Annotated in this window: 12 protein-coding genes; 6 read left to right on the top strand and 6 right to left on the bottom strand. The window is 36.1% G+C overall.

The genetic code is table 11. The features are described from left to right. Nucleotides 1-158: 158 nt before the first annotated feature. The 3 genes from DKM50_13935 to DKM50_13945 form a co-directional block, all read right to left on the bottom strand. On the bottom strand, nucleotides 159-683 hold the full coding sequence (locus DKM50_13935) for a chemotaxis protein CheW (GenBank protein PZM77033.1): 525 nt from the start codon (nucleotides 681-683) through the stop codon (nucleotides 159-161). Between the two features lie 233 nt (nucleotides 684-916). Continuing rightward, on the bottom strand, nucleotides 917-2,248 hold the full coding sequence (locus DKM50_13940; protein PZM77034.1) for a hypothetical protein: 1,332 nt from the start codon (nucleotides 2,246-2,248) through the stop codon (nucleotides 917-919). A 171-nt stretch (nucleotides 2,249-2,419) separates the two neighbouring features. Continuing rightward, nucleotides 2,420-3,745, bottom strand: a complete 1,326-nt coding sequence (locus tag DKM50_13945) for a hypothetical protein (GenBank protein ID PZM77035.1) — start codon at nucleotides 3,743-3,745, stop codon at nucleotides 2,420-2,422. A gap of 244 nt (nucleotides 3,746-3,989) precedes the next feature. Here DKM50_13945 and DKM50_13950 point away from each other — a divergent pair, with 244 nt between their 5' ends. Continuing rightward, on the top strand, nucleotides 3,990-6,407 hold the full coding sequence (locus DKM50_13950; GenBank protein PZM77036.1) for a leucine--tRNA ligase: 2,418 nt from the start codon (nucleotides 3,990-3,992) through the stop codon (nucleotides 6,405-6,407). Between the two features lie 33 nt (nucleotides 6,408-6,440). Here the strand turns inward: DKM50_13950 and DKM50_13955 are convergent, their stop codons facing one another. Further along, a complete protein-coding gene (locus DKM50_13955; protein ID PZM77037.1) occupies nucleotides 6,441-6,818 on the bottom strand; it encodes a response regulator in 378 nt (125 codons plus the stop codon). Between the two features lie 446 nt (nucleotides 6,819-7,264). On the opposite strand from DKM50_13955, the gene DKM50_13960 reads away from it, so the two are divergent. Further along, nucleotides 7,265-7,627, top strand: coding sequence for a response regulator (locus DKM50_13960; GenBank protein PZM77038.1), 363 nt, complete (start codon nucleotides 7,265-7,267; stop codon nucleotides 7,625-7,627). A 162-nt stretch (nucleotides 7,628-7,789) separates the two neighbouring features. Then, nucleotides 7,790-8,158 (top strand): two-component system response regulator, encoded by a 369-nt coding sequence (locus tag DKM50_13965; protein PZM77039.1) that lies wholly within the window; start codon nucleotides 7,790-7,792, stop codon nucleotides 8,156-8,158. A 6-nt stretch (nucleotides 8,159-8,164) separates the two neighbouring features. Here the strand turns inward: DKM50_13965 and DKM50_13970 are convergent, their stop codons facing one another. Continuing rightward, a complete protein-coding gene (locus DKM50_13970) occupies nucleotides 8,165-8,779 on the bottom strand; it encodes a Holliday junction branch migration protein RuvA (protein PZM77040.1) in 615 nt (204 codons plus the stop codon). Next, a complete protein-coding gene (locus DKM50_13975) occupies nucleotides 8,776-9,276 on the bottom strand; it encodes a crossover junction endodeoxyribonuclease RuvC (GenBank protein ID PZM77041.1) in 501 nt (166 codons plus the stop codon). The genes DKM50_13970 and DKM50_13975 overlap by 4 nt, the downstream gene beginning before the upstream one ends. Nucleotides 9,277-9,619: 343 nt before the next feature. On the opposite strand from DKM50_13975, the gene DKM50_13980 reads away from it, so the two are divergent. The 3 genes from DKM50_13980 (at nucleotide 9,620) to DKM50_13990 (ending at nucleotide 14,003) form a co-directional block, all read left to right on the top strand. Beyond that, on the top strand, nucleotides 9,620-11,827 hold the full coding sequence (locus DKM50_13980; GenBank protein ID PZM77042.1) for a 1,4-alpha-glucan branching enzyme: 2,208 nt from the start codon (nucleotides 9,620-9,622) through the stop codon (nucleotides 11,825-11,827). 71 nt (nucleotides 11,828-11,898) lie between these two features. Next, entirely contained in the window at nucleotides 11,899-12,411 is a 513-nt protein-coding gene (locus DKM50_13985) for a hypothetical protein (GenBank protein PZM77043.1), read from the top strand. A gap of 281 nt (nucleotides 12,412-12,692) precedes the next feature. Then, nucleotides 12,693-14,003: a DUF1015 domain-containing protein gene (locus DKM50_13990; protein PZM77044.1), complete on the top strand. Its 1,311-nt coding sequence runs from the start codon at nucleotides 12,693-12,695 to the stop codon at nucleotides 14,001-14,003. Nucleotides 14,004-14,006: the final 3 nt, after the last annotated feature.

Here is a 14,006-nt window from a genome sequence, read left to right on the forward strand (position 1 = left end):
ACCTCACGATGGACACCCTTGTCTTGAGCTAATGGTTGGCACTATCAACCCCCATATCGGACTTTCACCGACTAGAAAGCGCCCATGCTGGGCGCACATAAAATGAGGGCATACCAATTGGTATGCCCTCATTTTATAGTTTAATGTAAATACTTTTTTTATCCTTTTAGTTCTTTAGCCTCTTTCGCTTGCATGGCCCGCTTATTTGCCACTTCATGTAAATGATCTTTTTCCTGATTACTAAATATTTTGTGAACATCCAGAATAATAATAAGACGATCATCCAGCTTGCCTACACCTTTTATAAAGTCCGAATCTATATTTGCTACTATAGGGGATGGCGGTTCGACAGATGAATGAGGGATTCTCAAAACCTCCGAAACGGCGTCAACAATCATTCCAATAACAATACCGGTTATCTCGATGACAACAATTCTTGTTTCAGCGCTCATTTGTGTAACATCTAAACTAAACCGTTTTCTTAGATCAAGCACAGGAATTACTTTACCTCGAAGATTAATTATACCTTCGACAAATTCTTGTGTTTTAGGAACTTTAGTTATATTTTGCATTCTAATGATTTCTTGAACTGATTGAATATCGACTCCATATTGTTCACCAGCCAAGTCAAATACAACAAGTTGTTCAATTTCTGATATAACTAAATCTTTCTGTACAGACATTTATATCTCCTTTAACGTTACCTTTAAATAAAATTACCTTAAAATTATCTACTAAATATAATATCAAATTTTTTTAAAAAAAGCTAATTTCATTATGAATATAGATTAATAAAAAAAAAGCTGTCTATAATCCGCTTTTCAAATTAACTGTAAGTTAACAGTTTTTGATATCTATCTCTCTTATTAAGTATAACATACGATTAAGTAAAAATGATATTTAAAAATTAACACATTCAACTATAGGCAACAGGAAAAGATAGAACAAATTTCGTCCCTAACATCTCTTTCGAAATCACATCAATAGTACCATCATGGGTGTCGATAATTTGTTTCGTTACTGACAGACCTATTCCAGAGCTCTTATCTAAGCCCTTAGTAGTAAAAAAAGATTCGAATATTCGGGAGGTATCAGATTCTTTTATTCCGATTCCGTTATCTCTCACCTCAACAAAAACACGGTCATTCTTGTAATATGAGTATACATCTATAATGCCATCATTATAGAAAATTGCCTGTTCAGCATTGATAATAAGATTCATAAACACTTGCACAAGCTGATTAAGGTCACCAGATATCTTGGGTAATTTTTCCTCATTTTTTATGGTAAGCTTAATCTTTCTAATCTGAAGAAAGTTTTTAATTATAGCTTCGGTCCTTCTCAATACATCTACAATACTGACCTTTTCAAATTTTCCTTCATCTTTTCTCGAATATGAAAGAAAATTAGTAACGACAGACTCCAAATGCGATACTGACATCTCCAATCCCTCTATTAAATTATTATGAGTTTTTCTTAACCCAAGCTTATCAAACAGGTTTGAAAGAAGGGAAACATAGCCTTTAATCCCAGTCATAGGATTTTTGATCTCGTGAGCAACACCGGTAATCAGCTTTCCCATCGCAGAGAACTTTTCGCTTTGGATCAATTGTGACTGTATTTGCTCAATCTTTTTTTCATTGTCTATGAGCTCGGAAGTTTCACGCTCAATTGCTTCCTCCAACTCCTTTTTTGCAATTGCCAGACTTGCATTAGAATCATTCAATGAGGCCTTCAAATCATGATTGTACAATATCCAGCTTAACTGCAACGAAAACATTTCAAGTAATTTAGCATATTCAAGGATGTTCCGGCAGGAAAGTTTACTGGCAATAACCAGTCCGATAATATTATTCAGCAATAAAACCGGAACGACAACAAATTCATTACCCATATCCTGGTAATTAACACCATAGTCGCTAAGCTTTTCGTCATCTTTAATTAAAATACTGGTTCTTTCCTCTTGAATAAAATGGAGAAAGTCGAGGGGATTAATGTTCTTATATAAGTTTTCTAATTTGCTTCTGATATATGTCTTTTCAACACGGTTCTTCTCCTGGTTAAAAATAAAAATACCTGCACTGTCAAGGTCCAGAATTTTAATGACTTCTTCTAAAATGTCATCAAAAGGCATTTCTTCATCTGAGAAACTAAGATAATGGCTTAGCATCCTATAAATCTTAAGAGCTGCGGAATCTTCTTCCCGATCATCAAATTTGGACGATTTATATGTTTCTTTTTTTTTCATATTTCAAAACCAATCATTTGACAATCACAACATAAATTACGAAATATTAAGTTTTTCATTCAAGAAAATTAATTATTGATAATATATATTAATTAAAATTATATTAGAAGAATGACTTATAAAGTCTGTGAAATTAGATACCTAACTATATTATTATACCATTGATTAATATCAAGTTATACCTGAAAGAATTATGTCGATCTTTTTCTTACTCACACCAAGAATAGTGCTTATTACCTCTCTATTTCCACTATGTTCAGCATACAAATCTGAGACCAAATGACCAACGAAATTATCTAAAAGCTCAGAATAGCAAAAATTCAGAGGTGGTTTCCTCTTTCTCGTATTAAGTATTATATTTAAAGGAATTCTAGCAGACAATATATTTTCGCCTTTAGAAATCAACACCAACCTACTTATTACATTACTAATTTCGGCAGTATTACCCGGCCACTCATAATTGTGGAGAATATCCCTGGCCTCAGGGGCCATTTTACAATTGCTACCAAACTCCTTATTATATTTATTCAAATAATAATCAATTATTAAAGGAATATCCTCTTTTCTCATACTTAATGATGGTATTGAAATTGTTGACTCATTAATATAGTGGAATAGTTCCTCATCAAAAGTTTTGTCCTGAATATTTTCGGGAATATCAACGGTTGTACTTAGTATGATCCGAATCTTAATCTCCGGATTAACAGGGCCCTTGAAGCGATCCTCTAACCAAGCGACTACTTTTCTCTGAGTAAATAGAGGCATCTTCTCAATATTCTTGATATACAACGTACCTCCGTCTCCAATCTTGAGAAATCCAATAGCCGGCATCTCGTTAAAATCTTTGTCTTCAAATACACGGCCAAAAAGCTCTTCTTCTAAAACTTGAGAAGAACTTGCACAGTTAACAACTTTAAAAGCCTCTTTATAATTACTATTCTGATATATAGAATGAGCAATAAGATCATGCTCAGCACCTTTATTACCAGAAATCAACACGGTAGATCCTGTTCCGGAGACCTCTGAGATAAAAGATCTAATTGACTTAATTTCAACGCTTTCACCAATCAATTCCCCAAATTCATTTGATTCAACAATTTGATCCTGGATCTTATTGCTTTTATCCATAATGTGCTTCTTCTTAGAGATTTTGAATAAAATTTTTAACAAATCTTCCATTTCAAAGGGTTTAGTAAGATAATTTAATGCACCGAGCTTCATTGTACTTGAGGTAATATCAGAATTAATTGTAGCAGTAACCATTATCACATCAGTATCCGGCGCTATCTTTTGGATAATTTTTAATGCTTCAATTCCATTTAAACGAGGCATCCGTATATCTAGAAGAATGATGTCAAAATGCTCAACATATAGACAATCAATTGCCTCTTGACCATCACTCAAAGCCGTCACATCATAATATTCCCGCAAGGCAAAGGTCAGAACCTGCCGAATACTTTTATCATCGTCAACGACTAAAATTTTTAATTTCTTCATTATAAATCCTTGATTGCGCTAAGATATTTTTGACTCATTCGGGTATCCAACACAGAATAAACTAACAATTTAATAATAGAATTGTTTTGGCAAACTTTTCCAGATATCATTAAAATACCATCCCGGACCCATTGCTTTCATATCTTGCTATACTCAGTAAGTAATAATATAATAGTTGTGATATAAACTCAAGAAATTAAATCGATTCAATATCATAACATAAAGATAATGGCGGTGTTAAGGCGTGGAAACAGAAAACAAATATAATCATAGTGACATCGAATCAAAATGGCAGCGCTTCTGGAACGAAACCAGCGCTTTTAAATCTGAAATCAATGACCAGCCAAAGTACTACACACTTGAAATGTTCCCCTATCCTTCAGGAGATCTTCACATGGGCCATATGCGTAACTACTCTATAGGAGATGTTGTTGCGCGATTCAAAAGAATGAGCGGGTTTAACGTGTTACATCCAATGGGTTGGGATGCTTTTGGACTTCCGGCTGAGAATGCGGCAATATCCAGAAATATCCATCCTGCCGAATGGACTGATCGAAATATAGCCCGGATGAAAAACCAACTCAAATCACTTGGACTCAGCTATGACTGGGACCGAGAAGTTACCACCTGCAAACCTGATTACTACAAGTTCACTCAATGGATTTTCCTTAAATTATTGGAAAAAGGGCTCATCTATCAGAAAGAAGCCGCAGTTAACTGGTGTGAAAAATGCGGCACGGTCCTTGCAAATGAACAAGTCAAAGATGGCAAATGCTGGAGATGCGACACAATAGTTGTACAAAAAGACCTTAAGCAATGGTTTATTAAAATAACAGATTACGCAGAAAGGTTACTGCAAGATATCTCGACACTTCAAGGATGGCCGGACAGCGTAAAAATCATGCAGACAAACTGGATCGGAAAAAGCACCGGAGTAGAAATCAATCTATTGGTAGAAAATGAAAACGAGTGCATAACAGTATATACAACAAGACCGGACACTGTCTACGGAATGACGTTTATGGTCCTGGCACCTGAACATCCGATAATCCCAAAACTCATCAATAATAAACCAAATAAATCTGATATAGAGCAATCCATACAGAAAATGAGAAACCAGAACAAAATAGAGAGAACTTCAGAGCTCTCTGAAAAAGAAGGGATTTTTACCGGCAGCTACGCAATCAATCCCGTTAATGGAAATAAAATAGCAATTTTCATAGCAAACTACGTACTCATGGATTACGGTACCGGAGCAATTATGGCTGTTCCTGCCCATGATACAAGAGATTTTGCTTTCGCTAAAAAATATAACATAGATATCATCGAGGTAATTAGTCCAACGGGACAGCAATCTACAAACCTTACCGAAGCCTATGTCAACGAAGGAATAATGATTAATTCCACTCCATTTAATGGACAGAAGAGCTCAGATGCCCTTGGGAATATTGCAAATTACATTGAAGAAAAAAACTATGGAAAAAAGACAGTCAATTTCAAACTCAGAGACTGGCTTATTTCACGCCAGAGATATTGGGGAGTTCCAATTCCAATTGTGCATTGCAACACCTGTGGCATAGTTCCAGTACAAGAAAAAGATCTCCCGATTACACTTCCACTTGATGTACAACCTATTGTAGGAAGCAAATCGGCGTTAGCAACTTCAGATAAATTTTTAAACACTACTTGCCCGATATGCGGCGAACCTGCACAAAGGGAAAGCGAAACTATGGACACATTCATGTGTTCTTCCTGGTACTTTCTTCGATATACCAGTCCTCAAGAAAACAGCTTGCCGGTTAATAAAGAGATGGCTTCATATTGGATGTCGGTTGACCAATATATCGGCGGCATTGAACACGCAATATTACACCTGCTATATTCCCGGTTTATCACAAAGTTTTTATATGACTGCGAAATATCTCCAGTAAGTGAGCCGTTCAAAAACCTCCTTACCCAGGGTATGGTTATAAAAGATGGCGCTAAAATGTCTAAATCAAAAGGAAATGTAGTTGACCCGACAGAAATACTCGAAAAATACGGTGCGGATACTGCCCGGCTTTTCATATTATTTGCAGCACCGGCAGAAAAAGAATTGGATTGGAGCGACAGAGGCGTAGAAGGATCTTACAGATTTGTTAACCGTGTATGGAGACTCGTCCAGAATAATATCAATGCTCCGGACAAGCCAGAAACAAGAAAACTGCTTACAATGCTTCATAAGACTGTTAAAAATGTAACTAACGATCTTCATAAATTCTCATTCAATACCGCTATAGCAAAAATAATGGAACTTACTAACTTAATGTACCAGGAAGAACTTACTAAAAACTCGCTTAGAACACTTGTACTGATCCTCGGACCATTTATTCCTCATCTATGTGAAGAATTATGGAGCCAACTTGGGAATAATGAGCCTATGTATCTCCATCCATGGCCGGAGTACGATGAGAACCTTGCCAAAGATGACGAAATCACAATAGTATTCCAAGTGAATGGTAAAATTAAGGACAAAGCTGAAGTACCAGTTGGAACAAATAATGAAGAACTGTTAGCTATTGCAAAGAACAGTAAAAAAATCCAAACCACAATTGGAGAAAAAAAAGTTATAAAAGAAATAGTCGTACCGAATAAGTTAGTAAATATTGTTGTTGGGAATTAACATACCTGCAATGGATTTTTTCAGAGTATCTGATTAATACTGCTTCATTTTTTCGAAAAGTATGCGATATACCCGATTAATGAGATCATCTATATCAAAAGGCTTTTCAATATAATCACATGCACCATGCTTCATCGCTTCATCAAGAATATATTTATCTTTTACAGCAGTTGCCATGATTACTTCAATCGAAGCATCTTGCTGTTTGATCAGCTTTAAGGTTGCGATACCATCGATACTGCCTACCATTCTCATGTCCAGCAGCACTAAGTCAATGTGATTTTTTTGAATTATTCCTACAGCTTCTTCACCGCTACAAGCTTTGTAGATGTCATAATCCTCGCTAAAGATTGCCTCAATAGATTGTCTAATGATATGTTCATCATCAACAATTAAAATAGAGTATTGCACTTTTACCCACCTTTTAGTTCAATTTTTTCATATTAAAAACGTATTTGTCAAGTACACTCAACAATTAGCTAAAAGAAACAATCATTTCAGGATATTCTCCGTTTAAACATTTGCTACTACTATAGAATATCAATTATATAAATTATGACATCTTATAACACATACAGCAAACAATATTTAGCACCTGTACGCACAACAAAAACAGGGGGCGGGAAAAACAGGGAAACAATCTGCAACCTCCAAAGAGGACCAGTTGCCGGATAAGGGAAGACATCGCAGATTAGAATCCATCGTCTTATTATTCACCCTTGGTCACTTTCGTCGAGTACAAAATTTGGACTTGTAAATAATTATTATTTTCTTATAAAATTATTATAGCTAATTCTAGAAACGGGTAATCAATAAAAATAAACTGATTAACGATAAAATAAAAAGGAACCATAATCATGAAAAAAAAGGTATTAATAATTGATGACGAAATGTCTATTCATTCCTCATTACAGTTTCTCTTCAATCAATATAACCTCGACGTACTTCATGCCTCGACAGCTCACGAGGCTATAAGAATATTGAAGGAAACAAAACCTGACCTGATTTTTATGGACTTCAAACTTCCGGAAACCAACGGGATTATTCTCACTCAAAAAATCCATTCCCATCCTGAGTATAAAGATATACCTATAATAGGGATCACTGCGTATGCAACTGAAGACAATAGGCAGTTTGCACTAAATAACGGGATAAAAACTATTCTGGAAAAGCCCTTTGATCTGGTAGAACTTCAAAAACAAATCAATATTTATTTATGAACAAAACAAAGCCAGTCAACATTTCCCAACCACTATAATAAAATAAGCAGATAAACCTTCTCATTAAATTCCTCCTAAACAATCCCTTATTACCCCATTTTTGTTTCACTACATCTGTGATATACTTGTTATAAATTAAAAGAGTGGTTTATAAGTCGATATATGAAAAAAAAGATACTAGTCGTAGATGATGAACCGTCAATCGTTCAAACGCTTAAACTCCTTCTAGAAATGGAAGGATATGAAGTCTATACTGCCAATAATGGACAGGTAGGCTATGAAAAGGCAATGGAAGTTTTCCCTAACTTAGTAATCATTGATTTCAAAATGCCGATACTAGATGGTTGGGAAGCTACAAAACGCATGCGTCAAGTACCAGGGCTTGAAAACATTCCTATTTTAGGCAACACGGCATATGCGTCCGAAGAAAATATTATCCAGGGTATTGAGAGCGGAATTACAGAAGTTGTCAGGAAGCCTTTTAACATAGAAAAGCTGCAAAATCTTGTAAAACGTTATCTTGGTGAATAGATTTTGTCAATAATTCTTTATTCTCTGTAAAGCTACCTTAATACAATCTTCAGTACTTTTAATGGCCGAACGATCTTCCTCAGAAAAAGCATTGAGTGTTTTCTGGATTTCTCTAGAATTGTAGCCTAAAGACATAAGGGCAGAAACAGTATCGTTTTTGATTGATGTTATTAAATGATCTTTCGGTGAAATGATATCAACTTCAAATTCGGCAGAAACATTAGCTAGTTTTCCTTTGAGTTCCAAGATAAGACGAGCTGCAGTCTTCTTCCCGATACCAGGAGCAGAAGAGAGATAGAGCGCATCTCCATTTACAATAGCTTCAATTATCCTGTCAGTTTCCAGGTTTGACATCATAGTCATGGCACCTTTAGGCCCGATGCCGGAAATACTGATTAATTGTTTAAAGATTTCCTTATCTTTCTTTGATACGAAGCCATAAAGTGCTTGCCCATCTTCACGAAAATGGTGATAAATGTATACTTTTGTAAAATCAATGCCAGAAGGTAAACTCTTAATAAAGTTAGCGGAGACAAACACTTCGTAGCCAATTCCTCCAACATCCATAATTATAGAATCTATTTCAACCTCAATAATTTTTCCTTCAAGATAATATATCATCTTAAATATTCCTTAATTTTTTGTGATAATAAATATGATTCGGCATGACATATTGCAATTGCAAGCGCATCAGCAACATCATCAGGCTTAGGGACCTCTTTTAAACTAAGAAGAGCCCGCACCATTGATTGGACCTGTTTTTTTTCGGCGCCACCCCATCCGCATACAGCTTGCTTCACCTGCAACGGCGTATATTCGCTAACAGGCAACCCATTCATGCTCACCGTAAGCTGTATTGCTCCCCGGGCCTCAGCTACGTTCATAGCTGTTTTGGTATTTTTGTTAAAAAACAGCTTCTCTATTGCGACAGCCTCAGGATGAGTATCTTTAATAATTACTGCAAGTTCCTGACTAATAATATACAAACGCTCAGAAACAGGAATACTACTCGGGGTTGTTATTTTACCATAGGCAACCGGTTCGATCCTATTCCCTATTTTGTTAACAATTCCATACCCTACTATCGCTATTCCAGGATCTATACCCAAAATTCTCATATGACTATTATACTCATATAGTGTTCAAAATGATAGTTTGTCCTCTGACCGGGATATATTTATCATTTTTATTATCCCCAAATAAATCAATAAGCTTATATATACTTAAGATTTTATATCTGTATTTTATAATATTAACAACCAATAAAATCAGAATCTTTTTTTTATAAAAAGAATACTAGCCATAATTGCATAAATCATTTATCATTGTGTTGCAAATACTTTTCAATTTTGTTTTTTTTGATATCATATTAGATGATCTCATATTTAATTTTAAGCATCTATTTATGCTTAATTGATAAGCATAACAATTTAATTTATATTTGTAAGGAAGGATGACAAAATGAATCCAACTACTGATTTAGCACCAGTCAAATCAATCATCAACTCTGACCACGGAAGGCCTAGCGATATATTAGGAGCCCATCCTATCAAATATGACTGGAGAAGTATGCACGTGATAAGAGCATACAGACCAGATGCTAAACAAATATTTGTAATTGACAAAAACAATCCTGACGTTGCCCATGAAATGCAGTCTGTCTACTACGAGAACTTTTTTGAAGTTGTCGTCGACATTCAGGAAAGCCCTCAATATTTCTTTAAGATTATAAACTACAACAACGATGAGTATACGGTTGAGGACCCATATAACTTTCCGCAAATAATCGGAGATATGGACCTTCATCTTTTTGGAGAAGGCAATAATAACAAGGTTTATGAAATTCTTGGAGCTCATCCGAAAACAATAAACGGGATTAGTGGCTATCACTTTGCCGTATGGGCACCTAACGCGGTAAGAGTCAGCGTTATCGGCGACTTCAATTACTGGGACGGCAGATATCATCTAATGAACGTATTAGGCAATTCCGGAATCTGGGAGTTGTTTATCCCTGGAATCACAAACAATATGAACTATAAATTCGAGGTTAAAACAAAAGCAGGGCATCTGCTGGAAAAAGTTGACCCGTACGGCTATTTTAACGAAGTTCCACCAAAAACTTCATCAGTTACATATGACCTTAGCAACTTCGACTGGGATGATGAACAATGGATGTCAGCAAGAACAGAAGATGCATTCATGAAAGCTCCGATTTCAATCTATGAGGTACACCTTGGTTCATGGATGAGGATACCGGAAGAAGAAAACCGATATTTAACCTACAAAGAATTAGCTCATAAGCTGGTGGATTATGTCTTAGAAATGGGTTATACCCACATTGAGCTTCTTCCAGTCGCAGAGCATCCCTTTTCCGGATCCTGGGGATATCAGATAACAGGTTATTATGCAGTAACCAGCAGATTCGGTGATCCTCACGATTTTATGTACTTCGTTAATCACTGTCATAAAAATAACATTGGAGTTTTAATCGACTGGGTCCCTGGACATTTCCCAAAAGACGGGCATGGACTTGCTTATTTCGATGGAACACCCCTCTATGAACATGAAGATCCTCGACTGGGGGAACATAAAGATTGGGGTACTCTTATATTTAACTACGGAAGGAACGAAATACGGAACTTCCTTATAGCGAACGCACTCTTCTGGCTCGACAAATATCATATAGACGGACTTCGAGTAGATGCTGTAGCATCGATGCTTTATCTGGATTATTCCAGGAATGAAGGCGAATGGATACCTAATTACTTTGGCGGCAGAGAGAACCTGGAAGCTGTTCATTTCATCAGATTATTCAATAAACTTGCGCATCACTACTTCCCTGGAGTATTAACAATAGCGGAAGAGTCGACAGCCTGGGGAGGCGTATCTCATCCAACTTATACAGGAGGGCTCGGCTTCTCCTTAAAGTGGAATATGGGTTGGATGAATGATTTCCTTGAATACATCTCAAAAGATCCTATTCATAGAAAATATCACCACGAAATGCTTACATTTGCCCTACTCTATGCATTTACAGAAAATTTTGTCTTAGTACTTTCTCATGATGAAGTGGTCCATGGAAAGAGATCTATTCTTGACAAAATGCCTGGCAATTTGGAAGAAAAGTTTGCGAATGCCCGGCTACTTCACGGATTCATGTGTGGACATCCTGGGAAAAAATTAATTTTCCAGGGGGCAGAAATCGGACAATGGACTGAATGGAATCATAATACCAGCATTGAATGGCATCTATTACAATACGAACCACATCAAAAACTGCAAAAATTCGTCAAGGATATCAATAATCTATACAAAAATGAAACAGCGCTCCATCAAGTCGACTTCCAGTATTACGGATTCGAATGGATCGATTTCCATGATTGGGAATCAAGTATTATATCGTTTATAAGAAAAGGTAACAATCCGGAGGATATTCTCGTATTCGTATTTAATTTCACGCCTGTTCTAAGAGAACACTATCGCATTGGAGTACCTCAACAAGCTTTTTATAAAGAAATCATAAATAGTGACTCCGAAATATATGGCGGTGGGAACAGAGGGAATAATGGCGGCGTACTTGCAGACAATTTTGGCACACATAATAGACCATTTTCAATCGACATAACGCTTCCTCCCTTAGGCATGGTTATCTTCAAACCTATTCATTAATATAACATTAAGCAAATTAAGTATTCCCCCCTCTTAAACCAGGGGGAATACTATAAAAAGAAGAATAAGCGATGACACTGGAAAAGCTCTATTATACTGGTGATATTATATTCAAAGAAGGCGATCTCTCCGGCGAGATATATCTAGTCAAAGCCGGATGCGTCCAAATCTTTCAATTGCATCACGGTAAAGAAGTCGAAATCACAAAATTATATTCAGGCGATATTTTCGGCGAGCTAGCAGTTCTTGATAACAGTTACCGTAGCGCCACTGCAAGAGTAGTTGAAGATGCACTTATCAGCATCATTCCAAAAGAGGTTATTGCCGCTACACTAAAAAGCAATCCCATATGGGTAAATGCTCTAATCAGAGTACTTACAACAAGACTCCGGGAAATGACAAAAAAGTATAACGAGCAAATTAGTGAATATCATCCCTTTAAGTACCTCAACTATCTTATAAAAAAGAAATTGGAACTCGGCACCCCTACAGAAAAAATTGTAAAAGAGCTGTCAATATTTCTTAATGACCCCGAATATAAGCAATTAAAAAGCATTCTTCAGCTGATAACGAAATCGGGTTAGATGATACCCCTTTTAAAACTCACCCTCTGTTGTATAGAGGCTTTCACTTTCTATTTTATTGTCAGGCGACGTTTCCCTCTCTTGCGAAGCGAAACAGCAAATTATTACGCCGGGTGAGTGGCGTTCCGTACAAGCATTTCACATTAAATTGATTACCCTACCCAACAACCGCAGAGAGAATGATAAAAAGCAGCATTATTCTGATTCGTATTAATTGTCAAAAAGCTATAATAATGATAAAGTTATAGCGCGTAAAATGTAAAACAAAGAGAGGATTAATCATGGTAGATATTTATCCATTTAAAGGAATACGTTATAATCTCGACAAAACAAATAATGACATGAGTCTCGTTGCAACGGAACCATACGACAAAATAAGTCCGGACGCTCAAAATAAATACTATGAACAGAGTCCATATAATATTGTAAGGGTTATCCTTGGAAAAGATGAGCCAGGCGATACAGAAAGTTCAAACAAATATACCCGTGCAGCCGGTTATTTTTCTCAGTGGAAACAAGAGAATATCTTAATACAAGAGCAAGAAGCGTCAGTCTATCTCTATGAACAAATATATTCATTCGAAGGAAGCGAAACGAAATCAAGAAAAGCATTCATTTCTATGGTTAAAATAGAAGAATCCCCAGACGTAATAAGACCTCATGAAAATACGCTTTCAGGACCTAAGGCTGACCGGCTTAAGCTACTGCAAGCAACCGGAGCTAACCTGGAACAGATATTTGTACTTTATTCTGATGAAAACAACACGCTACAGAATAAACTCCAAACCGAATATAAAACACCAGCCCTTTTCTCTTATAAAGACGATTTCGAGGTAATCCACAAATTCTGGCAAATTACCGATACTGACCTCATATCCTACGTACAGAAAGAGATGAAAAACAAGGACCTCTTCATCGCCGACGGACATCATCGTTATGAAACCTATATTAATTATAAACGCGAACAAAAAGCTAAACACCCGGAAGCAAACGAACAACAGGCTTTTAATTTCTGCATGATGACTTTTATAGCGATGGAAGATCCCGGATTAACGATACTGCCAACGCATAGACTTATAAAAAATCTGGAAAAATTTGATAAAGATGATTTCCTTGCTGAGATTTCAAATAACTTCAGCATTACAAAATATATGGATGAAGCTAAATTTGTTACTGATATCAAAGCAAATAAACATTCCTTTGGCCTGATTATTAATGGAGAAGAAAATCTTTTCCTTATCACCTTAAAATCTGAAGCGTTAATTGATAAATATATTGATCCTGCGCTTAAATCTAAATCGCTGGATGTCTCAATATTACACACGTTGATCCTCGATACCATTTTAGGTATTGATAAAGATAAGTTAGCACAGCAAACAAATGTCTTTTATAAACGAAGTGCGCAGGGCACGATCAGAGAAGTAAAAAATAATAACTACCAATTAGGCTTTATAATTAATTCAACAGAAATCAACGAAGTTAAAGAAGTTGCCCGGGCAGGAGAACGTATGCCACAAAAATCTACCGACTTTTTTCCAAAGATTGCTTCAGGGCTAGTTATTGCAAATATATCGGCAGGAGAAGTTGTGTAACAT

Source organism: Candidatus Margulisiibacteriota bacterium (assembly GCA_003242895.1).
GTDB lineage: Bacteria > Margulisbacteria > Riflemargulisbacteria > GWF2-39-127 > GWF2-39-127 > GWF2-39-127.